Source organism: Alteromonas sp. MB-3u-76 (assembly GCF_002831605.1).
Lineage (GTDB): Bacteria > Pseudomonadota > Gammaproteobacteria > Enterobacterales > Alteromonadaceae > Alteromonas > Alteromonas hispanica.
The window spans coordinates 2,766,073-2,788,433 of record NZ_CP025115.1 but is presented as its reverse complement, the minus strand read 5'-3'; the positions used below and the strand labels follow the sequence as shown (position 1 = coordinate 2,788,433).

Below are 22,361 nucleotides of genomic sequence, written 5' to 3'. Positions count from 1 at the left end.
GTGGTAATAAAAGCTCTAAAATACTAATTTTTAGCGCTTTTATTAAAAATTGATGGTGGTAGAGAGTGTCCATAATTTGATACAGCCTTATGTACTCTCGTTAATTAACCATGACTTAATAACGCAACCTGTTTAAAGGTTACCATCGAAATATTTTTTCAGGCCGCTCCAGCAGTTGATATAGTCTTTTTGCCTTTGCGGGCTTTGCATGGCATACGCCGTTGGAGCAATTGCGTAACGGGATTCAAACATAAATGCCAATGTATCTTTATATTGCTGTGGAGCTAAATCTGCGTTCGATGCTTTTTCAAACACTTCGGCCTCAGGGCCGTGAGGCGTCATGCAATTATGAAGGCTCATTCCGCCTGGCACGAAACCGTGCTCTTTTGCGTCGTACGTACCTTCAATTAACCCCATAAATTCACTCATCACATTTCTGTGATAGTAAGGAGGGCGAAATGTATTTTCTGCCACCATCCAGCGCGGAGGAAATATCACAAAGTCTACGTTTGCAGTGCCTTCTAATTCAGAGGGCGAGGTGAGCACAGTAAAAATAGAGGGGTCGGGATGATCGAAGCTCACAGTGTTCATCACATTAAAGTTAGCAAGATCGTATTTATAAGGGGCAGAGTTGCCTACCCATGCCACTACATCAAAAGGAGAGTGGTCCATTTCCGCTGCGTACAAATTGCCGCAGAATTTATTGATAACAGTATGCGCTGTATCGTTATCTTCAAACCAAGCCACAGGGTAAAGAAAGTCGCGCTGATTCGAGTAGCCGTTGGCTCCTACCGGGCCGCGTTCCGGCAAAACAAACGGGTGGCCATAATTTTCACAAATGTAGCCGCGAATTGGCTCGTCTTTGCTCACATCTATAGAAAAGCGCACGCCACGAGGAATAACCATAATTTCACCTGGCGCTACAGAGAGTAAACCAAATTCGGTTTTCACGTTAAGCTTACCTTCTTGAGGTACAAACAGCATTTCTCCATCGGAAGAGTAAAACACTTTATTGCCCATAGATGTATTGGCAGCGTAGCAGTGAATGCCCATACCAATTTGCGTTTTCGCATCGCCATTTGTGCCAATAGTGACTAGGCCATCAACAAAATCGGTGCTTTTCTCTGGCAGTGGAATAGGATTCCACCTCAGAACATTAGGAGGGCAGGGAATGTCGCTATCCGGAGCGGTTTTTATTAGAGCGTGGGCATAAGGTGCAAAGTCGCCCATAGCAATAGACGGCCTAATACGATAAGTCCAGGTGCGTCTGTTGGCGTGACGAGGAGCCGTAAATGCCGTACTGCTAAACTGCTCTGCATACAGCTTATAATTTACTTTCTGGGGACTAAACTGGCCTTTAGGAAGTGCATTTTCAAGCGCCTCGGTTTCGTGCTCATTATTGAAACCCGTCATGTATTTTAAGTTTTTCATTGCTCCCCCAATTTGCTTTTTTGGTCGCGGTATTATCAACCGTTCTTCTGCGCTGCATTTCTACACTGTGATTTTAAATAGTGATTTTACATCGCGGGCTTTCATAGTGAGTTGAAACCTGCTGTTCATCTCGTTACTTCTAAAAATATTAGTGAGACACCCACGCTATTAAACTAGTTACAAATGAAACTAATTCGTTTAGGCTAGTGCTTAATGTTATGTAAATCAATTGTGAACAGTAAAACATGTTGGGAGTTAGTCGAGAAACGTGCTGATTAGTTTACATCCGGAGTAATTATTCAGTGTTTGCCGGCAACTGCACCTTTGAATGGGTTGGTTAAAACAACTTAGGTTGATAAACACTATTTGAGAGCATGTTGATTCAAGTGAAGCGGCAATAGTCAGCAGATAGATTTCTAATTGCTCCGAAGAAGAGCTTTTTATAGCACTAACACAATTGGTTGAAAAAGAGGTTTAAAATGAAGCTTAACGACATGTTGGCCTACAAGGTAGCCATGCTTTCTAATGATCTCAGTCAGTCATTAGCCTCTATTTATCGACCATTTGGACTGAGCATGCCCGAATGGCGTGTGGTGGCCACATTAGGAAACAATAACGCTATGTTATCTAAAAATATAGCGATTGCCACGCGCCTCGATAAAGTACAAATAAGTAGGGCACTTCAGCAATTAGAAAATAAACGACTGGTTACTAGGATGGCTAGCGAGCGAGATAAGCGTGCCGTTAATGTTGCGCTTTCTGAAAAGGGAAAAAACATCTTCAATGAAATTACTCCGTTAGTTTCCCAATGGCAGGCCGAAAAAATTAAAAATATCACTGCTGATGAGTACAACACATTTTTAAAAGTGATGAATAGTTTAAGCGACGAATAATAGAGGCGTGAGCCGAGTTCAGAATAGGTAATAGCCGCATTCGACTACGAGAAAATCATTACTTTTAAGTTGTTAGCTGGTAATTTACGACATAAGTGCAAAAACACACGATTTTATGAATAAAAACTAACAGAACAATCTAGATTTAAAACAGGAAAGCGCGTGGCACCATTAGAAGTATATGCAGGAGATAAAGCAAGAGAAACTATCTTAAAGAACGGTTTTACCCCTGAGTTATTTAGCTACTTTCTGGGGGCATCCGGAGGGCCTAAGTGGTTTTCACTTGCCGGGCTAGATAGAGTTTTATTTCCAGAATGGTTTGCCAGCGTAAAGCACCAAATTCACGTAATTGGTTCATCAGCAGGGGCTTTTCGTGCCATTTGTGCGGTGCAAAACGACCCGCTTGCAGCAATAAACAGACTTGCAGAGTCTTATTCAACAACAACGTACAGCAGTAACAAACCCACAGCTCGAGAAATAACATCAAAAGCAGAAGACTTGTTAAAACACATGGTTGATGAAAAGGGCAAGCAAGAGGTTTTGGCAAACGAGCGGTTTAAAGCGCATTTAATTGTTGCTAAATGCTTAGGTGCAACGCGTTTTGAGGGTAAATTTCAGCAGCTGTCTGGCTTGGCCATGAGTGCGGCTGCTAATACCGTAAGCCGTAAAAACTTAGCTAAGTTGTATGAGCGATATGTGTTTTCATCGCCAAATAGCCAATTAACTATTACCGATCCCTACGGAATGCCCTCTCATTTTTATTCGCTAACGCAAGGCAATATTCATAGTGCATTATTGGCGTCAGGCTCAATTCCGATAGTGATTGAAGGGGTTACTCAAATAGAAGGCGCGCCACCAGGAATGTATAGAGACGGCGGCATAATAGACTATCACTTTGATGTGTCGTTTGGCCCCGATGAAGGCTTGGTTTTGTATCCTCACTTTTACAACAAACCCATTCCTGGATGGTTTGATAAAGGCTTAAAGCGCCGCGTTCCCCATCGTTCAAGCTACGATAATGTAGTTATGTTGGTGCCTTCGCCATCATTTGTCGCCAAATTACCTTACGGCAAGATACCTGATAGAAAAGATTTTGAAGTGCTCGATGCACCCACGCGTATAAAGTATTGGCAAACCGTATTAAGCGAAACCGACAGGCTAGGTGAATACTTCATGGAAGCGGTGAACGACGGAAGGTTGGTAGGTAGCATAAAACCGCTCCCTTTTAACTTGCGTTACTAACAGTGCTTTCAGCACGCTGTGGGCTGTGAGTATTTTAACTGACAGCCTATACTGCTTGTAAAATAAGCACTTAATTCAGTTTTATTAAGTTTTTCTTGCAGCTTTCATTCTGCCTCAGTATTATACGCGCCGTTGAGCAGACAAATGCCCGTTTGTTTTTTTACGCCTCAACTCAAAATGCGTCTATAGCTCAGTTGGTTAGAGCGCTACCTTGACATGGTAGAGGTCGCCTGTTCGAATCAGGCTAGACGCACCACCACACAAGCTCTACAGCGTAAGTACAGACTCACAAAAAACGTTAAAATAAAAGTGGGAACGATTAGGGAACAGTAAAAGTCAGCGCTAAATTAGACTGACCTTGATGCTCTTCTAAACCCCATATAAGCCGCCTTTTCAACTTGTCTACGTGAAGTAGGTCTTTCAAAGTCGGTTGGTGGTCGAACGTTCAAATTAAAGTGATTGACTGTCTGTCCGCTTGTTGAGCGGTTATTGTCTACTATGGTCTCATTAGGATGCACGATAGCATGCATCCCGCCACGCCCATCTATACCGCCTACTCTAGCGCCTAAGCCTGTATAACCACCACCTTCAAATGAACCAGCGCTTTTAAATCCTGCTAAAGCTGAAATCGACTCGGCGGTTGCCATTGCTATGGCTGGTAAATTTACAGGGAATGGAGCTGATGCGACTGCTTCAGAGATAGCTTTAAACTTATTAGCAATCATCTCTCGATTCTTTATTAACCATTTCGCCTTGGCTACCTTCTTCGAATTCCCAATTTCTAGAGCAGCAAGTCTATCTAAATAACTCTTTTTCTTATTTACGTCTTCCTCTTGATCTTCGGGCTCTTGTGTCTGCTCATTTTCTGGTTTTTCAACGGTTGGAGTAATTTGTAATGTTTTTTCTATGCTTTCTTTTACTTCTTCAGCTTTCTTTAATGCGTTCTGGTTAGCATTTTCGAAAACTTCATCAATCCTTTCTTTCATCGCTACTGACGGAATCGTTTTCATCATCGCATCTTGTAAATCGGCTCTTGAACTTTCTAAAGATTCTTTCATCGAATCTGCAAAGTTTGTTATTCCGTCTACATTTTTTATACCCTCGAAACTAGAAATCTCGTTAAGCATTTGTTTCGCGGTATCGCTATACTCTGAAGCGAATGACAAAACATTTTTAATTGGACCTAAAGCATATTCGTTTATTTTATTCGCAAATGGTATTAGCCCTTGATTTACGACTGTGTCAAGAACTGTTGCCCAAACCGTACCAAACCCTTTTACGGCAAGTTCGACAGTTTTTAAGATTATGCTGATGCCATGTATTCCATCGGCAAAAACACCAACGACCTTCGAGCTTCCTGTTATTACATCCTTTACTGTCTCACCAAAATTATTCCCTTGTGTTGCGGACTCCGTGAAAGCAGTTGCAACGGCTTCAATCAGTGGTGAAAGCTGGGAACTCGCTTGTAACGATACGCCTTTAATTGCTTTCTGCGCTCTCAATATCGCATCGTTCGCGGCTTCAATCTTTGCGGCATCAACTCGATTCAATGCGAGGCCTAAAGACTCAACTTCATTTTTAGCGGCTTCGAAACCTTCGCGGCCCTGGTCAAGTGTGTTTATCAATTTGATACCAGACCTACCGAAAATATCAGACGCATAACTTGCTTGAAGTGATTTATCTCCTACGCCCTTTATCGCTTCAGCAATGGTTAAGAAACGTTCTTCAGCATTAAGACCTTGCAGCTGGTCGATAGAAATTCCAAGTTCTTCGAATGCTTTTTTACCGGTACCTATTCCGCGGGATGCTTCACCGATTGAGCGTGACATTTTCTCGATTGATTTATCGAGGCCCTCGATAGATTCACCATTAAGTTCAGCCATGTGTTGGAGTGCTGAAAGGCTTTCCGTACTTATTCCAACTCTGTCTGATAACTTAGCAATTGAATCACCAGCTTTAAGGCTGCTTGATATCATTGCGCCAAAACCTGCAACACCCACAAGGCCAGCTATTCGTGCTTGCATGCCCCCGATAGATTTTACAGCGGTATTGGCTTTATTCCTGAATGTAGTTAAGTTAGCCGTAGCTTTTTTAAGGCTGGTCTCAAATTTCTGTGAAGCCAGTCTTAAGTCGACTGTTAAGCGTCCGATGTTACTCGCCATAATTGCCCCTTAGCATTACATGCCGTATTTTTTGAGAGGATCATCATCTTCAGCAATGCTTAATTTAGCTTTGCGGCGGCTCTCTGGCGTGAGGTATAGATCGTTTGCTAGTCCTCTCAGTTGAGCGTGTAATGATGCTGTAAATTCGCTTGGTTGCTCTCTCAATTGCGCCATAAGAAAGCAGTATTGTTCGAGAATAGCCTTATCGGCGCCCGTTATTAGTTCAAAAACTTCCATTTCCTTTCGAACTTCGCTCCATACTTTTTTTTCAGCACCTTTAATGTGACGGGGGCATGATGGAAAGCTGTAAGCCTTATCTGTCTTACTCTTGAGTGGATCTGTTTGTTGCTTGGCTGCGCCTTCTTTGATCCTGTCAAGGGCTCCAATTGCTTTATTCATATTGCTAATTCCAAATTTTGAACGCCTGGCGTGTAAAAAAAACTATGGCGGCGGTACTGTGTAAATCGAACCTAGTTTTGAAAATACCCCCGTACCCCTTGCCCAAAGTGATACCTAATCCGGCGTCGGTTCTGCTGCTTTCGCTTGTTGCAACCAGCTTTGACTGTATTGATCACCACCTTCTCTTGGCTCCATGTTCTCGGCTCGTCTACATTGATTAGGATTCATCAATCCATTTCTAATCGCTATGTCATATAGTTCAAAGCGTTCCCTAGCAGTTGTTCTCATTATATCTTTTGTCTCGAACTGAATAGAGGTGGCGCTCTGTGCTCTATCTGGTATCAGGTTCATCAGTAAAGAGGCTTCAATATTAGTTAGCCAAGGCTTTAACGTTTGCTGTAAAAAAGCTTTAGAGGCCTCGGCAAAGTTGCTGTATGTACTGTTACTGTAATCCTGTAAGAATATAGGGCTTATCTTAAACATACGTGCTATCTCAGCAATGCCGAACTTCTTAGACTCCAACCACTCTGCATCATGGTTACTCATGGTTAAGTTGGTGAACTCTCCGCCCTCAGTCATGATCAGGGGCTTGCCTGAGTTCTTGTTGCCAGTGTAGTTCTTGGTAATGTAGTCTAAGGTAGTCCTCATCGTCTCGGCGCTCATTTTATTGGGCCAGGTAAATACGCCTGAAGGAGCGCATTTATTTTTAAAAAGGCTTGAGCCGTGTTCTTGAGTGGCCATTTCGGCGCCTAATGATTCTCTACAAACAGTAATAGGGCTTTTGCCTATTATTCCGTCATCTGAGTTGACACGAATATGAAGTACTTCTTCTTGCTGCAGCGATCGATACTTACCCTTTCTGGTAACGTGATAACCCAAACGATAATTAGGTAACTCTTTGACTGTTACCTCGTTAGGGTGAAGCGGTATGATTCTTTGAACTCTACCCGCATTATCATAAATAATTTCAGCGTAAGCGTTACCAGTGAGTAGAGCGCTGCGCATCAATGCAACTTTGAAGTCGAAAGCAGTTTGGTAGCCGTTTGGCGAAATGTTAAGTAAACGCTCTATTACACTATTACGCTGTCTTTCTTTGTCGCCACTTTCATTTTTTTTGTAAACATGAACAGGCATCGAGGCGATAGCTTCACTAATAGTATTTACCGCGCAATAAACAGCGGGTAGGTTCTGGGCCGTGTCGGTACTCACCACTGAGCCGGAAGCGGTTTCATGGGTGGTAGACAGAAGATTTAAAAGTTGGTCTGTCGATGTTATCGAGGCTGACCGCTTGAAGAACTTCAACGGGTTTAGCATCCTAGTACCTCTGTTTTGTACTTAGCCAAGTCGAGCTCATAACCTAGCGAATTAAGTGCGCTTGAGTTCTTGTAATTTTCCAAGTGTCTCATTGCGACTTGAACATTAGTTGCCCTGTAAGCTGGCATGCTAGTAATGGTTATCTCGTGAAGCACGGCGCTTGTTACCGTTCTAAGTGCGGGGTCTTCGTCAAAGTTCCATTCTGCACCCTGGTCATTAACGGTAAAACCGAAACTCATTCCAGTAATATCACGGCGTTCAATGCTCTCCAAAAGATCTGCTCTTGTATTGGGCGGGTCTATCTCCACTAATAAACCCTCCCGATCTTCCTTGATGCGCATCGTATTAGACTCAGTTCGACCAATGAGCATTTTGGAGTCGTGTTCAACTAATGCGCGTATATCACCATTGATTGAATCACCAAACGCACCAGGCGAAATAATTTCCACGAATCCGCCTAAATTTTCTGAGCGTGAGTTGTAAACAACTGGGCGCCCGATGATCTTCTTACCTTGAAGGCTTAAACCAGCCGCCGCTCTTACTTCTAGTTTCATTGAATAACCTCGAAAAAAGGGGCCTCGGCCCCTCTATGAATTAAGCTGCTGCGATTGTTAGTGATTTAATAGCATTTGAATCAACTAGGCCGCCGCCTACATAACGAGTCGTGAACATCTTCACAAAACCTTTTGAGGTAAGATTGTCTCGAATCATTTGGATGCCGCTTGTATGGTCTAAAACCGTGTAAGCCTTAGCTAAGTCACCATATACAATTTGGTCGTCTGGAATAGCTTCTGCTATCTCAACCGCTTTACCTAAAAGCGTACTAGGTGAGCCTTCTGCGATGCCTGGTCTCCAAAGGTAATTATTATCAGAGTCTTTGAGTTTGCGAACTCGCTCTAACATTGCATCATTCATATAGAACTTAGCGCCGGCTCTGTAGCCCTGGCGTAACTTGTGAACAAAGGTAATCAGGTCATCACCGGTAAGTGTGTTAGCGGCTGCGGTTTCAATTGCTTGGATAGTACCGAATGCTCTTGTTGAGTCGTCAGTTGCTGCAGTGGGATAAGTTAACAAGCCGTTTGGCTTTTTAACGCCATCTCCATTCCAAAATGATGCTTCTTCTACCACTCCCGTTTGCTCTGCTACTTCTGAGGTTAACCAGCCGGCAATGTCAAAGTCTGACCAATCGAGCAACTCTTGTGTCGTGCTTGGGTAGGCGAAGAGGCTATTCAGTCTGATTTCTATGCTTTCTAAATTGCTTGTGCTTGTCTCGCCTCGTGTATCACCTTCAGCGGCCCATGAAGCTGTAGTACCGCCGGTACTTACTAGCAATTCATGTGATTTGCTTGAGGTGGTTTTAACAGTGGCGTTAGACCGAAAAACTGAGTTGTCTCGGAGTAGTTTGTAAATAGCTCTATCGAGTGTCGGAACTACCGCGAAACCGCCATCTGCATCAACGGCGCTTGTCAGTGAGCGAACATCACCAGTTTTGATAAACGTTCTAAGTTCTGCGTTGCTAGGGGCTTTATCTTCTGGAGTTGACTCGGGGCCAGTAATTAAACTGCGTTCATTGTCTGCAAGAACTTCCGCTCGCTGAATGCTTGCGTTCGTTTCTTCAATTGATTCTTGAAGCGCTTTGAATTTTGCGTCTTCGTCTTTGGATAAACTGCGCTTTTCACTTTCGGCAGTTTCAACCATGTTCTTCATTTGGGCATGAAGGTCTGCCTTTTTCGATCTTAACTCTAATAATAATTTCATATTGTTACCTGTTTTAGTTTTTAACTTCAGGCAACTATTAGAGTAAGCGGGGCGATAGTGAGCGCGGTATCTAAACTTTAATAAGGCAAAAGACTTGAAACCAAACCGCCCCGCTTGGTAGTTGCCCGCTGCTTAAGCATTGAGCAACTCAATAATACTGTATATAAATACAATATCAACAATAAATTGTGCAAATATTGATCTTTACAGCATAAAATGCTGAATAAAACGCCTTTTATAGATTTTTATTCTAACAATAATATATTGAGAGTTAACTAATCAGTTAACTTTTTTAAACCGATTGGTTGATTGGTCAACGGTTTCGCGTTTTGCTAGTCCCCAGTATTGACGGGGCCTGCAAGGAAGCCCTAAATCAGGGCATCGTCAATAACTGTGTGCCATTGGTTATGCCAATAATCCCGATATCAGGACAGAACAGTCCCGATATCAGGACAGAACAGTCCCGAAATCAGGACAGGGGGGTCGTGTTTCACGACCTCCTTACTAGGTGCGTTTTGCTTCTGTGGGTATTCCGTGTGGAAAAACGCCAATAATGCGGTAAGGCACTGTAAAGAAATGAAAATATGCGGTTGTGTTTTTGGTCGTGGTTGTCTCAGAACATCGTTTTTATGTATTGCGCGTTTTCCTTAGGTAAAAACTCTTAAATTTATAAGCTGCTGAATTATAATTATTTTATGGTTTTTTTAAATTTGCTACGGACGGGATTTAAGGCGCTACGGACGGGTATTAAATAGTAAGGGGTAACAGAACGTTACCCCACTACAAGGTTAGATTTATGCGCTTAGTTTTCAGAAACTATGCGGATTGTACTTCTAAGGCCTCGAGCGGCTAATTCCTTTCGAAATTCTTCATCATCTTCTCTGACTTCATGAAGCAAATCGATAGCGGCCCATAAGGCGCGTAATACCGTGCCTTCATTCAATTCATGTTCATCAATGCCCATCTGCAACAAAGTTAGGATCGCTTCGGACTTGTCTATTGCAGCGTCTCTTTTGTCTTCAAGGCGTATTGCTCTTGTTTCCATTTCTGCTTTCATGGTTCTCTCCAGGTTAAAGTTAATGTATATTGGTACGTACCAATTAAACATAACAAAGTGGTACGTACCAATGCAAGATAAAAATAAAAAAAGTTTTGAGCGTTCCGGCTCTACTCGAAAACAAATTAGGTTTGAAGATTCGCTCCTGGATAAAATAGAGAGCGATAGAGCCAAAACTAATCAAGCTTTCTCTGAGTGGGTAAAGGATGCATGCGAGCAAAAATTAAAACCTAAATCCACCAGCTAGTCGGATTTGACTTTTTTTAAGTCGGATTCGACTTGAGGCCAAATTTTTCTACTCGTCCTTTTCCCTTTATTTCTGTGTTTAGTTATTGTTTGTTTAGTGCGTTAAATAACTCTATGTATGGCTTACTATTAAGGAGTACAGAATCTGTACACTGGGTAAGGTTTTTCAATATTCGTAAGTTATTGTTTTAACTACATACTGAACTTGAGCCAGTGTACGGAATGTGTACCGCTAAATTGAGCCAGTGTACGGAATGTGTACCGCTAATCATGTTTGCTGTACACATTTTGATACCTGGCTTTTTTAAGCACTGCGCCTTTTATCTACATCATCAATGAAAGTTCTTAGGGCCTTATTAGTTGGCTTTATATCCATGTCAAAGCCTCTAATGTCGTCCACGCTTTCATAGGTTAATGCGTAGTAGTTCGGCGTCCGTCCGTTCTTACACAAGCCTGAGCCTTTACTGAGCTCAATAAACCCTTTAGTAAGCAGCTCCTTTAAAGCAGCACTAAGCGTAGACTTCGACCTAAACCCTTTATCATGTAGCTGCGAGTGAACGGCGCATAACTTGCCATTATTGTTACCTTTGTATTGGTAAGCGAACCAGAGTAATAAGCGCACTGAGTTAGCACTTAAAGCATGAAAATCAGGATGCTCGATAACTCTGTTAGGTATACCAGCAAAAGGTCTTGGTTTGCTCTTTGCCATAATATCCCCTCGGTACTTCTTACCCTGTTATGGGTAAGAAGTTACCCGAAAAAGGGTAACCACAAGGGCTACACTGGTTTACTAGTGGGTTGATATATAGCGCTAAGCTTTAGAGATGGGGCGTTCCTCTGCTTTCGATAAAAATTCAGCAACGTTAACGCTCTGTTAGCTTGAACAATATCGGGTAGCCAATAACGAGAAAAAGGCTTCTGGCGCTTGTGTACTATTGATTGTTTATCAGACCGTCTCATTATTTTGATATTGTGCTGATTCTGTAGCGCTGAAATAGTTGAATGCAAGCACGATTCACGGTAGACGGAATAGGCCTCCGGCTGGGTAATACCGTTTGGACCTACCTTTAAAAGCATCTCAAGTGTATATTCGCTCTTGATACGTGGGCCGATTTCTGTAACATAAGAATTGCCGTTCTTGATGTTGTCGCCCTTCGGGGTGGCTTCATTCTTTTTCATTTCTTCACCTTTGCTTCAAGTTCTTCTACTTTTTCATTTAGGCCGTCGATGGTCATACTTAGTCCAGTTTCGACTTCAAGAAAGTGCCTAAGCATTTCTTCTGCTTCGCCTAACTTATCCAGGTTCTCTTTGCGCTCCTTACCGAACGACAACAGCATCGACCTGTAGAACTTCACTTTCTTTTTATCGCTTAGGTGGGAATATCGAGCGTGTAGCTCTTCAAGCTGTTTGTTTACCAACTCCTTTATTGTTTCCATTACATGCCCTCCTTGCCATTCTGATCTAAGCCTTCAAGCCAGTCTTGAATGTCTGCGAGCCGGTAACGTACAGATTTACCGAATTTTATGTGGTGTGGTGCGGGTACTCCTAGGATATAACCTGTCATTCGTGATTTGCGCCATGAACTTGCAGGTATGCCCGTTAACTCATTTAACTGAGTATCTTTGAGCAAGAGCATATTTGGTTTGTAGTTTTCTAAACTTTCGGAAGTTGCGGTCTTCATTTGTGCCTGAACTGTCATTTTGTTTCCTTAGTTGTTACTGACAGTTCCATATTGTTGCTTTTCGCTAATTGTTTTTACCTAACAAAGGATCACGACCTTTTTTTTACTTCATTAACATGTTTCTTAGCTTTCTCTTCATATAATTTTTTGTATTGCTCTGCTCGTTTTTCTCCAACTGCTTCTTTTTCTCCTGCAAGTCTTAATGCCTCTTCATATGAAGTGCCAGATCTGCGCAGTTCATTAAAAGTAATCGCGATACTCATGCCTTTTCTATATTCTTCTGCAGGGTTTGGCTGCTTGTGTGGGGTGCGATTTGCTTTAAGGTACTTCGCAGAAAGGTTTCTAATTTCCTTAGCCTGGGTTTTTTCACCGTTGCACAATTCATCTTCAAGCATGGGTTTGAGTATTTCGTATAAGTTATCGACGGTTAATTCATTAATTTTGCCTGCTTCATATTCAGAGCAAAAGTCAGCAAAAACAGCAAAGCCGCCAGCAGATTTCCGTAACTCTTTTTTCAGTACGTCCGTGCTGTCGTTATTTTTTTTAATTTCCATTAGAAACCACTCCACTATTAAAGTCGGATGATATAGCTTCAAGCGCCTCGGCGGCGTGATGGGGGGAAAGATGCCCGTAATGTTCTTCTATCATCTTTGTTGACTTGTGGCCTGATAACTTCGCCACTGTAAAGAGTGGAACTCCTTTGGCCACAAGTTTACTTATGTAATGATGTCTTAAAGAATAAAAGTCCAGCTTGGCCTCTACACCTCCAAGCATCAAAATATTATTCCATGGCTTTTCGTGCGCGTCTCTGGATAACTCCTTGCCAGTAACAGGGGAGGGAAAGACAAGATTTTCTTCTGAAGGGTTTCCGTTCTGCTCTTTCCATTGTCGCATTACATGCGTTATTGATTCACTCAATGGTATATCGAGTTTAGCCGGTGATTTATGGTGTCGTGTTTTGTTTGGTACTTTCACCAAGCGCTTAAAATTAAGGTTAAGCTGATGCCAATGAAGGTTATAGAGATCACCTGGGCGCATACCTGTATAAGCGGCTAACTTAAAAAAAGGAAAAAACCAATTTGGAAAAGCAACATCGTTAAAAGAGGGTAGGTGTGATTTACCATGTTGCCGACTATTTTCACGGCCTTGTATTATCTGCTCTCTATACTTCTCCAATCCATCATTAAGTTGATCAATTTCTAAATCAGAAAGCAATCTTCTCTTATTGTCTGCTTTGTTGTGAAGTTTTTCTTTTTCGGTATCAGTCATATCCAATAGCGAAACCTCAGCTAATGGAAAAGAGCTTATAACCTCATTTCGATACGCATGCCTTACCATTGTTTTTAAAGCTGCGTATGAGCGGCTCACGGTGTCATGTGAACGAGGTTTAATTTCTTTAGTCTTTTTATCAACTCTTGAATTGGTATATTCAATTTGCCATTGATGTATGAGACTCTTGTTTAATTCATCCATTGGATGATCAAGGCATTCAGCAAAAGCCCTACGAATCATGTCGAGCGTATGCTTACCATTGTTTGACTTGCGCGACTGATGCAACTTATAGGGGCCGTCTAAATATGCGCCTATGGTTCTTTTGCTTCGCGTGAGCTCATTGAGCCTATACTCTTCCTTTTTAGCTTCTACCTCTTTTACCGGGTCTGTTCCTTTGTTTAAGCTACTACGATATTCAATTGCTTGCTCCGCTGCATCAATTCTATCTTTTGAACCATCAACAAATTTAACTAAGCTGGTTTTTCTGCGTTTGCCAGCAAAGTCGGTGTAACGCAATCGCCAGGTTCCACCCCTTTGTGTCTTTCTAAGGTGAAAGCCGATGATCTTTTCACACGGTAATTCAGCTTCATGCTTTGCTGTTTTAATAAAATTAGCTGCAGCGGTTTTGGTGATCGAAGTAGGGCTGAAATTTGCCATAACTTTCCCTTAAATTAAAAAGTGGGAACAAAGTGGGAACATTATGGAAGAAAAAAGGGGAACAATCAAGAACAATCAGGAATGGGTAGAGGTCTCTAGTTAACTTGTATTTTTAATTAAGTGTATGAATATAATTGATTTGTTTGTTTTTGGTTGTTCTTTGTGGTTCTTGGTGGTGAGATGGTAAAAGTGCTTGACATGGTAGAGGTCCCCTGTTCGAATCAGGGTAGACGCACCATCTATTTCTCTTTCAAAAACTTTTTCCAACCCCATTTTAAAAATATTCAAAGTTCCTAAGTCATTGTCAGCATTGAATTAATCGGTTTTAAGCAGTTTTTTCAGAATTTCTGTTTCTTTTCGTTTTTTTCCTTTGAAAATAGATGAATATTGTCAGAATGGTCACGAGTGGTCACAATTCGTGACCAAATCTAGATTTCACTCCTTGTTATTTGCCGTTAAAAACCATAGCGTTTTTCTCTTATGGCATTTTGTATTTAACAAAATCACTCAAGAACATTTCACATTTCTGCTTCGCACAACCACGCATTAAATTATGTAATGCAGTTTTTTAATGAGGTTTTAGGAGAGCGGTATCGCGAAATAATGTACTGCTTGTAGGTATGCCGTATCCATTTGCCGAGCAGTGAACACTGAATAACGTCGCACACTACTCATCCTGCATTTTTTTAGAGTTTTTTCACATCATTGAAAAAGTTAGCACATTAAAGATATTAGTGAAATTGTTTAGATGAAAGGCAATCAATGCAGGTTACGAAATATCATAGTGTAGGTGCGGATTTTGTGAAAACTTAGTTCTAATGGATTCAAGGTGGGGCAATCAGTAACAAGTCTAATCTTATTCAACTACTGGCTTTTTTAGCCAAGAAAATAGTGTGCTTACGTCCTTTTCCTTTGCGAGCTCTGGCAATACGCGTAGACACTTTGAAACCCGCATTTTTTAAGCGAACGGAAAATAAATAATCAGGCCCAGCTGACCATATAGCAAGCATGCCATTAGGTTTAAGCACCTCATAGATGTCTTCTAAACCCTCTGGCGAATAGATCCAGTTGTTATCGGAATGTGTTAAGCCTTCTGGGCCATTGTCTACATCGAGTAATATAGCGTCGTAGGTTGGCTCGCTTGTATTCAAAAGGTGTTTAACGTCACCTACTACAACGTTGGTTCTAGGATCTTGAAGTGGGTTTTTAGCACAGTTACCTAAGGGGCCTTTGTTCCATTCAACAACCTCAGGAATTAGCTCGGCGACAGTAACCTGTGAGGTTGCAGTAACTTCATTTAGCGCTGCTCTTAGCGTGTAGCCCATCCCCAAACCACCAACGAGAACGTGGGCGTTTGGTGTTGATTTAAGATGCGCGCAGCCCATTTGCGACAGCTCTTTTTCTGAATTGAATACACGGCTATTCATTAATTCACCACGAATTCCAGAAAGCCTAATACTAAATTCCTGATCTCGCTGAGAAAAGGTTAGTTCACCACCATTGTTTGGAATTTTTGCTGTACCCAATTTAACCCATGGAACCATGTGAAGACTTTTCCTTTAAAACGCATTTTTTGCGTAAATTAATTGTCGGCGCGCAGAGTAGCACAGAAATAAACAGGGTCAGATCCAAATTAACGCACTGGCATTCAAAATCACCTTCTGCGATTACAAAAAGCTCGCTATCTCACTAAGCGATTTCTTCTTTGTGGCGTGAACTGGAACCGTCGCATTCTTTGCAGGGTACCCAGCAATAATCAGCATGTATGCTCGTTCGTTATCAGGCCTACTACACACATTGGTTAAAAAATTCATTGGCTTCGGTGTATGAGTGAGCGTGGCTAGCCCGGCATTGTGCAAAGCAGTTATTAGCATGCCAACTGCGATGCCGACAGACTCGTGAACGTAGTAATTCTGCTGTTTTTCTCCACCGTCAGTCTCTGAGAACTTTTGACTAAATACAGCAATTAGCCAAGGCGCTATTTCTAAGTAAGGCTTATCGGCGTTTGTGCCTAATGGCTTTAAGTCATCTAACCATTGCTGACCAGCGCGCCCCTCATAAAATCCGCGCTCATGAGCTTCGGCATGTTCACGTATTTTTTGCTTCACTGATGACGAGTTAATTGCAGCGAAATGCCAGGGCTGATGATTAGCACCGCTTGGGGCAGTGCCTGCTGTTAATAAGCAGTTCTCGATAATGGCCTGATCTACAGGGCGATCGCTAAATTGGCGAATACTGTGTCTTCGCTGCATTGTTTTTAAGAAGTCAGCGCTTCGCAACACCATGGTTTGTTCTGAATATTCTATAAAATCGTGTAGAGGTAACTGGTCATGAGGTTGCATAAAATAATCCGATAGTATCCGTTGTTAGCTGTTGTTATTAAAATTTTGGCTAAATTGCTGGTTCTCATTGTTATCCATAGGGTAAATGGATAAGGCGTCTTTAGCAAAAGAGAAGACTCTGCGTCGATATACGTCAATTTCTGACGCATAAATGGTGCATGCTCTATAGGTACTTAAACGCTGAGCTATCCCCACGAATAGTAAAATAAAGTCAAAGAGTTAGGGAACATTCATGGCATTTGGTGATCAGATCTTTCGCCAAAAAAAACCAACACAGAAAACACCATGAATGCACGCTCTATATTGAACAATCTTGTCTCTTTTGTCAGCCATAAAATGCATAAAACCCGCAAACAGGCCGTTGTCGCCTGTGTGCGAAGCTTGATTGAGAGCGGTTCGGCCACTGTGACCAGTATGGGGCGCGGTATCCGTTCCAATGCCTATGAGAAACACCGTATTAAGCGGGCTGACCGGCTGTTATCTAATGGTCACCTCCAGCGTGAAGTACCGTTTATCTATGCAATGATTTGCCGGTTATTTTGTACCTGTAAACATCCTGTCATTGCCGTTGACTGGTCAGATTTGGATAAGTGCAAAAAGCACTTTTTACTTCGCGCCGCAATTGTCGTTAAAGGGCGGCCTATTACCCTTTATCAGGAAGTGCATGATAGAAAAGCCAGTGCAAAAGCGACTACACATAGAGACTTTTTAGAGATATTGCACACGCTCTTACCGGATACCTGCCAGCCCATTATTGTCACTGATGCGGGCTACAAATCGCCGTGGTTTCGTGAAGTGCAGGCATTGAGATGGCATATTGTCGGACGTGTGCGAAAGCCACATTTATATTCGCTGGATGGCGGTAATGAATGGCAATCTATCGCTGAGCTTTATCTAAAGGCTACAACACGGCCCAAGCGATTTGATAACGCGCTTATCGTCAAGTCACGACCTTTTGCCTGTACCTTGGTGTTGGTTAAAGAGAAAGCGAAAGGTCGACGAGCGTTTAATGCCAATGGCTCGCGCCAACGGGATACCAATTCATTGAAATATGCTGATGGCGCAAGAGATCCGTGGCTACTGGCGACGTCATTGCCCTACCATCGTCACTTATCTAAACAAGTCATCGATATTTATCGCCAGCGCATGCAAATAGAAGAAGGCTTTCGGGATATGAAAAGCACGCGCTTTGGTCTGGGGTATGAAAATAATCGCAGCACAACCAAGACACGCATTACTGTTCTGGTCTTGCTTACCACACTGGCTTCGTTAGTGGCTGTACTGTTGGGCATGCTATTAGTTGTCAGTAACAAGCATCGACGCTTTCAGGCAAATACCGAAACAAAATCCGTACTATCCTTTCACTTTCTTGGCTTGAGAGCTTTTAACACCTCAATGCGATTTACCCTGCATCAGTGGAAAAAGACGATCCGCTGGCTTGATGAACTCACCGCTGAAGCTTGCATGAGCAAGATTACATGCTAAATTCGTGGGGATCCCTCAGACTTAAACGCTATTTATACCAATAACATCACCAATAACTAGAGTAAGGGACTGAGCATGCACAACGTAGAGTCTAGAGAATTAAACATTCACGTCATTGGGGTTGGTGGTTGTGGAGGGAACGCCGTTACCAATATGGTGGATTTATGTAGCCATACTAATATTCGATTTAGCTCTATCAATACCGACATATCTGCGCTACACCAATGTAAAAATCATGAAGTGCTTCTTATCGGCGAGTCAACCACAAAAGGGTATGGCGCTGGTGCCGATCCCGAGGTGGCCTACAACGCAGCTCAACAAAGTGAAGAAGCGTTAAGAACCCTTATAGAAAACGATACCATTATCATCATAATTGCAGGGCTGGGCGGTGGTACAGGCAGCGGAGCAACACCTGTACTGTTAGACATCGCCAAGAAAAATCACATCGACGTGATGTGTTTTGTCACCTTGCCGTTCAAATCGGAAGGAAGTAAACGTCAAGAGATTGCGTTCAATGCACTAGAGGAGATAAAAGCAACGGCAAACGCCACGTTAGTGCTTTCAAATGATTCGCTAGTTTCCGCGCTAAATGAAACCGTTGGATTACTCTCGGCATTTCGTCATTGCGATACACAAATGCACCGAATTGTTGAAGCTATAATTACCATGCTTACCAATACTGGCTATATCAACGTTGACATAAACGACTTTAGTCACATTCTCTCGTTAGATGGCGATACCGCATTAGGGGTAGGTATAGCAGAGGAAAATAGCTCTCTATGCAGTGCAGTAACTCATGCTTTAAATAACCCCCTTGTTAATGAGCAAAACATAGTGGGGGCTCAGGGTGTTATTGTTCAGCTTACCTGTAAAGAAGAGCCAAGCTTAGTGGCGTACGAAGAAATGCTGGCTACGCTTCAGGTACTTATAGACGATACTCGCACGTTAATCATTTCTGGGGTAACGGTAGCATCAGATTTACCTTATTTTGGTGAGGTGTTGATCATTGCTACGGGAATTCCCAGAAAAGAGCAGACTAAAAGGCTGGGTACTACGCAAAAAGAAAATGTGGTACCTATGACAAAACTGCTCAAAGCGTCTGGCGGTGGATTAGAAAAGGCGTATCTCGATATACCTACGTTTGTGCGCCTACAGGGGAGAGAGCAGGGCTAATTTTTATCTGTAATCACCATGCGCTATTCATAGGTGTTGTAGAGCTTTTTCGAGAGTTCGCAAAAGTAATCTCTCAGTTTTTGTGGAGCAATAATTTCAATGTTATCGCCTAAACCTCTTAAAAATGCTCTTAGTTTGTTGGTATCTTTTACTGTAGCAATAAGCAAAGATTTATCTTTGTGAGATGACTTGTTGATAGTTTGATCTTCAGAGAGTTTGTAACCATGAAGCAGAAACAGAGAGTTGTTTTTTACCAATAATTTTAGCTGAACTTCTTCTTTGCTCGTAGCCGTTAAGAACTGAACATTTTCAAGCTCTCCAAATGTTTGTTGGCAATCATCGTCAGTTACGGTCACATTTCTTATAAATTGTAGAGGCAATGCATAGCGCCTTTTATGCAAAGTTCCAAAGGTACAAACAAACAGCTGCCTTCCGTCTTGTTTTACCAAGCCCATGGGATTTACTCGGTCGTAGTGTTTCCAAACCGTTTCGTTACCACCACTGAATACACGTTTTATATCTGCCGATATCTGTTTTTTGAAGAAGATGGCGCTTTTTATTTTTTCAAAACAAGATGCATCAATTTCCGGAGCAATGAGGGGTTGGGACACTTGAGAGTCTGCAACCGATTTTAACCAGTTGGTGAGCAGTGAATCACTATCTTGCTGCAAGATTTGCGTCGCTTTATCAAAGTAGGGTTGCATTTCAGTTAGGGTAGAATTGGGCAGTGTAGCTCCAGATTGTTCTAACACTTTAAATGCTAGCGCGGTGTTTCCATCCATCAAGCTAAGGTTCAACTTTTTAAAGTTGGCGTTTATATACCAGCCATAGGGCTTTGAGCGTTTATCAACCTCTAGTCCAAATAACCCCACGTTTTCAAGATTGACGAGATCTCGTTGAATAGTGCGCATATCGATATGATGATGTCCGCAATTTTGAAGATTCTCAAAAATTTGTCGGCTTGACACTTTACGAGGGGCCGTAGGCACAAACTGCAAGATATCGAGTTTTCGTTGAAATGCGCTCATAATGAGAAAACAGGCTTTAAGGGTAACAATGACGATAGCATAGTTACCATATGCGACAAAAACTGTCGCACTGGAATTTTAGCCTAGTGACATTCACTTTATCTGTAAGATAGCGAGTGTTGTGCCTGTCTTGATAGGTGCGTGCCAAGTCAGAAACCCTGTATTAAAGGTTCTTTACTCAAGCTAAGCGGGTAACTCATTGTATAAAAGTGATTGGTTATGGTAACTTTAAAAAAAGTGATTATTTATAGTCACTTTTGAAGTGAGGTAAATTAACGAGTGTACTTTGGCTTCACACTCTAGCTCGACTATATAAAGGTGAGAAAGGTATGAATTGTATCTGTATAAAAATACAGTTAATCTAAACTAAGAATATAGATTGATTCTACTTAACGTCTTTACTCACTTTCTTTCTTACTAAAAGCAAGGTGCGGAAAAGATATTAAAACGCGAAGAAGGACGATATGGAAAAGGCTCTGCAGAGTGCGGCAGTAATAACCGGTGATATTGCGAATTCACAGTCTTTAAGTGAGGCCGACTTTGCGCATGTATTAAAAGTACTCACCGCCGCCCTTAAAGAGCAAACTGCGCTTTATGAAGGGGAATTTGACGTGTTTCGCGGAGATGCTTTTCAAGCTGTTATTCCCTCACCACAACACGCCATGCAGGTGGCGGTTTGTATAAGGCTTGCGTTGAAAGCCTGCACACCCTCTATAAACGTTCGCATCAGCGTGGGGCTTGGTACCGTGAATTTTACTGGTGGTGAAGTTAAAACCGGCAATGGCGACGCATTCGTACGCTCTGGCAGGGCGCTGGATAATCTGAAATCGCAATATTTAGCGTTTACGAGTAACTCTGAAGCCCTTAACAAGCATGCATCATTATTAACTGCATTTTTAGACAGTCACATTACAAGTCTAACTCAAACCCAAGCAGAAACCTTATTAGCCTACATTAGCGCAGAAGATAAAGGGCATGAGCAGATAGCAGTTAAACTGGGTAAAACCCGCAGTAACGTTACCCGTATTTTAAATGCCAGCGAATATCACTTGGTAAGCGATTATCTTTCTTATATGGCTGCAGAAGTTAATGAGAATAGTCGCTGATGAGCGGGTATGCCGTATGGTATGCAACTAGGTATGCCACGAAATATGCTACGACGTATGCCAAGCCTCATGCCACGAGAAATACCCATATTGAACAACATGCAACAGAAGAACGGTTTGCAGAAAAGCTGCTAAAAAAGCCGCTGTGGTTAACCGAATATAAAACGGATTTCTAAGAATGGAACACATTGGTATTTTAATCGGGCTATTGGTGGCTCACGTCATTGGCGATTTCTATCTTCAGCCTGCGAGCTGGGTAAACAGCCGAAATACTAAACACCTTCAATCGCCGGCACTGTATCTTCATGCTCTATTGCATGGCGTAGTGGCATTGCTGCTATTACTCTTAATATCGTTTGTGTCGTATAAGCAGGCAGGGCAGTTGCCAAGCAAAGGCAGTATTCAGCAACTCACATCTTTGTCGATTGGCATAGGCCCGCTATGTATAGTGGCAATTGCTGTGTTATTCAGCCATTTCATAATTGATGCAATAAAGTCTTACGCAGGTTCTTCCACACTCGCATTTGCAATAGATCAAGCAGCCCATGTCGCGGTTCTCGTATTATTGTGGGCGCTGTTAACCAATCAGCTTGACGCTTTAGTAATCAGAATTTTCACCATTAATCATAATCACTTAGCTGTGTTCTTAGCGTATTTAGTAATTTTACAGCCCACCTCTATATTTATTAAGCAGCTGCTGTCGCCGTGGACAAAACAACTTGATGAACTGAATAAGCCAAAAGAAGCAGAACACCTCGTTCAGCTTCCTATTCAAACAACATTAGCAATGGCTGGGCAACGTATTGGCTACCTAGAAAGGCTGCTTATGCTTACCTTTGTGCTTATGAACCAATTTGCCGCTATAGGTTTTTTAATTGCTGCTAAATCTATTTTTAGGTTTGGTAATTTAACTAAAAGTGAAGACAAAAAATTAACCGAATATGTATTGCTAGGAACATTTACAAGCGTTGCAATAACCATAGCAATAGGGCTTTTTACTCAATGGTATATCAGCACGCCCTAGTTAACTGTCAATTAGGTTGGATTTTAGTGCTGATTTAAAAATAACTGGATATATCAACAGTGGTTATCTACCATGTACCCCTATTTTTCAC

The 22,361-nt window shown here is 42.1% G+C and carries 23 protein-coding genes and 1 tRNA gene; 8 read left to right on the top strand and 16 right to left on the bottom strand.

All coding sequences use genetic code 11. From position 1 onward, the window contains the following. Nucleotides 1-132: 132 nt before the first annotated feature. The gene (hmgA, locus tag CW735_RS12385) at nt 133-1,431 is read right to left on the bottom strand and encodes a homogentisate 1,2-dioxygenase (RefSeq protein WP_100972435.1); all 1,299 of its coding nucleotides are present in this window, start codon (nt 1,429-1,431) and stop codon (nt 133-135) included. Between the two features lie 479 nt (nt 1,432-1,910). Between hmgA and CW735_RS12380 the strand changes: the two genes are divergently transcribed. From CW735_RS12380 to CW735_RS12370, 3 genes are all read left to right on the top strand, one after another. Beyond that, the gene (locus tag CW735_RS12380; RefSeq protein ID WP_100972433.1) at nt 1,911-2,324 is read left to right on the top strand and encodes a MarR family winged helix-turn-helix transcriptional regulator; all 414 of its coding nucleotides are present in this window, start codon (nt 1,911-1,913) and stop codon (nt 2,322-2,324) included. Nucleotides 2,325-2,486: 162 nt separating this feature from the next. Then, nucleotides 2,487-3,566, top strand: coding sequence for a patatin-like phospholipase family protein (locus CW735_RS12375; protein WP_100972431.1), 1,080 nt, complete (start codon nt 2,487-2,489; stop codon nt 3,564-3,566). A gap of 179 nt (nt 3,567-3,745) precedes the next feature. Beyond that, nucleotides 3,746-3,822: transfer RNA gene (locus tag CW735_RS12370), tRNA-Val, on the top strand. Between the two features lie 91 nt (nt 3,823-3,913). On the opposite strand, the gene CW735_RS12365 is transcribed toward CW735_RS12370, so the two are convergent. The 6 genes from CW735_RS12365 to CW735_RS12340 all read right to left on the bottom strand — a co-directional run bounded on the left by CW735_RS12365 (nt 3,914) and on the right by CW735_RS12340 (nt 10,256). Continuing rightward, the gene (locus CW735_RS12365; protein ID WP_157812686.1) at nt 3,914-5,590 is read right to left on the bottom strand and encodes a hypothetical protein; all 1,677 of its coding nucleotides are present in this window, start codon (nt 5,588-5,590) and stop codon (nt 3,914-3,916) included. Between the two features lie 153 nt (nt 5,591-5,743). Continuing rightward, entirely contained in the window at nt 5,744-6,127 is a 384-nt protein-coding gene (locus CW735_RS12360) for a hypothetical protein (protein WP_100972427.1), read from the bottom strand. Nucleotides 6,128-6,241: 114 nt separating this feature from the next. Beyond that, the gene (locus CW735_RS12355) at nt 6,242-7,441 is read right to left on the bottom strand and encodes a phage portal protein (RefSeq protein WP_100972425.1); all 1,200 of its coding nucleotides are present in this window, start codon (nt 7,439-7,441) and stop codon (nt 6,242-6,244) included. Beyond that, nucleotides 7,435-7,995, bottom strand: a complete 561-nt coding sequence (locus CW735_RS12350) for an HK97 family phage prohead protease (RefSeq protein ID WP_032095040.1) — start codon at nt 7,993-7,995, stop codon at nt 7,435-7,437. Before CW735_RS12350 ends, CW735_RS12355 begins: the two co-directional genes overlap by 7 nt. A 40-nt stretch (nt 7,996-8,035) precedes the next feature. After that, complete coding sequence (locus CW735_RS12345) at nt 8,036-9,199, bottom strand: phage major capsid protein (protein WP_100972423.1); 1,164 nt, start codon at nt 9,197-9,199, stop codon at nt 8,036-8,038. Nucleotides 9,200-10,001: 802 nt separating this feature from the next. Next, nucleotides 10,002-10,256 (bottom strand): hypothetical protein, encoded by a 255-nt coding sequence (locus CW735_RS12340; protein WP_100972421.1) that lies wholly within the window; start codon nt 10,254-10,256, stop codon nt 10,002-10,004. Nucleotides 10,257-10,326: 70 nt separating this feature from the next. Between CW735_RS12340 and CW735_RS12335 the strand changes: the two genes are divergently transcribed. After that, entirely contained in the window at nt 10,327-10,503 is a 177-nt protein-coding gene (locus tag CW735_RS12335) for a DUF3950 domain-containing protein (RefSeq protein ID WP_100973257.1), read from the top strand. Nucleotides 10,504-10,806: 303 nt separating this feature from the next. Here the strand turns inward: CW735_RS12335 and CW735_RS12330 are convergent, their stop codons facing one another. From CW735_RS12330 to CW735_RS12290, 8 genes are all read right to left on the bottom strand, one after another. Further along, nucleotides 10,807-11,211 carry a hypothetical protein gene (locus tag CW735_RS12330; RefSeq protein WP_100972419.1) on the bottom strand — a complete coding sequence of 135 codons (405 nt, stop codon included), beginning with the start codon at nt 11,209-11,211 and terminating at the stop codon, nt 10,807-10,809. A gap of 68 nt (nt 11,212-11,279) precedes the next feature. Continuing rightward, nucleotides 11,280-11,681, bottom strand: a complete 402-nt coding sequence (locus CW735_RS12325; protein WP_100972417.1) for a hypothetical protein — start codon at nt 11,679-11,681, stop codon at nt 11,280-11,282. Continuing rightward, nucleotides 11,678-11,938 (bottom strand): hypothetical protein, encoded by a 261-nt coding sequence (locus CW735_RS12320; RefSeq protein WP_032095046.1) that lies wholly within the window; start codon nt 11,936-11,938, stop codon nt 11,678-11,680. Before CW735_RS12320 ends, CW735_RS12325 begins: the two co-directional genes overlap by 4 nt. Next, nucleotides 11,938-12,201: a hypothetical protein gene (locus CW735_RS12315; protein ID WP_032095047.1), complete on the bottom strand. Its 264-nt coding sequence runs from the start codon at nt 12,199-12,201 to the stop codon at nt 11,938-11,940. The genes CW735_RS12320 and CW735_RS12315 overlap by 1 nt, the downstream gene beginning before the upstream one ends. A 71-nt stretch (nt 12,202-12,272) precedes the next feature. Beyond that, complete coding sequence (locus tag CW735_RS12310) at nt 12,273-12,737, bottom strand: hypothetical protein (protein WP_100972415.1); 465 nt, start codon at nt 12,735-12,737, stop codon at nt 12,273-12,275. Then, nucleotides 12,727-14,112, bottom strand: a complete 1,386-nt coding sequence (locus CW735_RS12305; RefSeq protein ID WP_100972413.1) for an integrase family protein — start codon at nt 14,110-14,112, stop codon at nt 12,727-12,729. Before CW735_RS12305 ends, CW735_RS12310 begins: the two co-directional genes overlap by 11 nt. Nucleotides 14,113-14,972: 860 nt before the next feature. After that, nucleotides 14,973-15,656: a spermidine synthase gene (locus CW735_RS12295; RefSeq protein ID WP_100972411.1), complete on the bottom strand. Its 684-nt coding sequence runs from the start codon at nt 15,654-15,656 to the stop codon at nt 14,973-14,975. Nucleotides 15,657-15,779: 123 nt separating this feature from the next. Beyond that, nucleotides 15,780-16,454 carry a nitroreductase family protein gene (locus CW735_RS12290; protein WP_100972409.1) on the bottom strand — a complete coding sequence of 225 codons (675 nt, stop codon included), beginning with the start codon at nt 16,452-16,454 and terminating at the stop codon, nt 15,780-15,782. A gap of 285 nt (nt 16,455-16,739) precedes the next feature. Here CW735_RS12290 and CW735_RS12285 point away from each other — a divergent pair, with 285 nt between their 5' ends. Both CW735_RS12285 and CW735_RS12280 read left to right on the top strand, forming a co-directional pair. Beyond that, nucleotides 16,740-17,939: an IS4 family transposase gene (locus CW735_RS12285; protein ID WP_100970741.1), complete on the top strand. Its 1,200-nt coding sequence runs from the start codon at nt 16,740-16,742 to the stop codon at nt 17,937-17,939. A gap of 75 nt (nt 17,940-18,014) precedes the next feature. Beyond that, nucleotides 18,015-19,112, top strand: coding sequence for a cell division protein FtsZ (locus CW735_RS12280; RefSeq protein WP_100972407.1), 1,098 nt, complete (start codon nt 18,015-18,017; stop codon nt 19,110-19,112). 23 nt (nt 19,113-19,135) lie between these two features. Here the strand turns inward: CW735_RS12280 and CW735_RS12275 are convergent, their stop codons facing one another. Beyond that, nucleotides 19,136-20,140, bottom strand: coding sequence for a helix-turn-helix transcriptional regulator (locus CW735_RS12275; RefSeq protein WP_100972405.1), 1,005 nt, complete (start codon nt 20,138-20,140; stop codon nt 19,136-19,138). A 464-nt stretch (nt 20,141-20,604) separates the two neighbouring features. Here CW735_RS12275 and CW735_RS12270 point away from each other — a divergent pair, with 464 nt between their 5' ends. Next, on the top strand, nt 20,605-21,246 hold the full coding sequence (locus CW735_RS12270; RefSeq protein ID WP_100972403.1) for a hypothetical protein: 642 nt from the start codon (nt 20,605-20,607) through the stop codon (nt 21,244-21,246). A 178-nt stretch (nt 21,247-21,424) separates the two neighbouring features. Next, on the top strand, nt 21,425-22,270 hold the full coding sequence (locus tag CW735_RS12265) for a DUF3307 domain-containing protein (RefSeq protein ID WP_100972401.1): 846 nt from the start codon (nt 21,425-21,427) through the stop codon (nt 22,268-22,270). The last annotated feature ends 91 nt before the right edge of the window (nt 22,271-22,361 follow it).

Coding starts and splice junctions, on each gene's coding strand:
- CW735_RS12275 (WP_100972405.1), bottom strand. CDS start 20,140: ATGAGCGCATTTCAACGAAAACTCGATATCTTGCAGTTTGTGCCTACG.
- CW735_RS12270 (WP_100972403.1), top strand. CDS start 20,605: ATGGAAAAGGCTCTGCAGAGTGCGGCAGTAATAACCGGTGATATTGCG.
- CW735_RS12265 (WP_100972401.1), top strand. CDS start 21,425: ATGGAACACATTGGTATTTTAATCGGGCTATTGGTGGCTCACGTCATT.
- CW735_RS12380 (WP_100972433.1), top strand. CDS start 1,911: ATGAAGCTTAACGACATGTTGGCCTACAAGGTAGCCATGCTTTCTAAT.
- CW735_RS12320 (WP_032095046.1), bottom strand. CDS start 11,938: ATGGAAACAATAAAGGAGTTGGTAAACAAACAGCTTGAAGAGCTACAC.
- CW735_RS12365 (WP_157812686.1), bottom strand. CDS start 5,590: ATGCAAGCACGAATAGCTGGCCTTGTGGGTGTTGCAGGTTTTGGCGCA.
- CW735_RS12330 (WP_100972419.1), bottom strand. CDS start 11,211: ATGGCAAAGAGCAAACCAAGACCTTTTGCTGGTATACCTAACAGAGTT.
- CW735_RS12285 (WP_100970741.1), top strand. CDS start 16,740: ATGAATGCACGCTCTATATTGAACAATCTTGTCTCTTTTGTCAGCCAT.
- CW735_RS12305 (WP_100972413.1), bottom strand. CDS start 14,112: ATGGCAAATTTCAGCCCTACTTCGATCACCAAAACCGCTGCAGCTAAT.
- CW735_RS12350 (WP_032095040.1), bottom strand. CDS start 7,995: ATGAAACTAGAAGTAAGAGCGGCGGCTGGTTTAAGCCTTCAAGGTAAG.
- CW735_RS12315 (WP_032095047.1), bottom strand. CDS start 12,201: ATGACAGTTCAGGCACAAATGAAGACCGCAACTTCCGAAAGTTTAGAA.
- CW735_RS12295 (WP_100972411.1), bottom strand. CDS start 15,656: ATGGTTCCATGGGTTAAATTGGGTACAGCAAAAATTCCAAACAATGGT.
- hmgA (WP_100972435.1), bottom strand. CDS start 1,431: ATGAAAAACTTAAAATACATGACGGGTTTCAATAATGAGCACGAAACC.
- CW735_RS12345 (WP_100972423.1), bottom strand. CDS start 9,199: ATGAAATTATTATTAGAGTTAAGATCGAAAAAGGCAGACCTTCATGCC.
- CW735_RS12280 (WP_100972407.1), top strand. CDS start 18,015: ATGCACAACGTAGAGTCTAGAGAATTAAACATTCACGTCATTGGGGTT.
- CW735_RS12355 (WP_100972425.1), bottom strand. CDS start 7,441: ATGCTAAACCCGTTGAAGTTCTTCAAGCGGTCAGCCTCGATAACATCG.
- CW735_RS12325 (WP_100972417.1), bottom strand. CDS start 11,681: ATGAAAAAGAATGAAGCCACCCCGAAGGGCGACAACATCAAGAACGGC.
- CW735_RS12290 (WP_100972409.1), bottom strand. CDS start 16,454: ATGCAACCTCATGACCAGTTACCTCTACACGATTTTATAGAATATTCA.
- CW735_RS12340 (WP_100972421.1), bottom strand. CDS start 10,256: ATGAAAGCAGAAATGGAAACAAGAGCAATACGCCTTGAAGACAAAAGA.
- CW735_RS12360 (WP_100972427.1), bottom strand. CDS start 6,127: ATGAATAAAGCAATTGGAGCCCTTGACAGGATCAAAGAAGGCGCAGCC.
- CW735_RS12335 (WP_100973257.1), top strand. CDS start 10,327: ATGCAAGATAAAAATAAAAAAAGTTTTGAGCGTTCCGGCTCTACTCGA.
- CW735_RS12310 (WP_100972415.1), bottom strand. CDS start 12,737: ATGGAAATTAAAAAAAATAACGACAGCACGGACGTACTGAAAAAAGAG.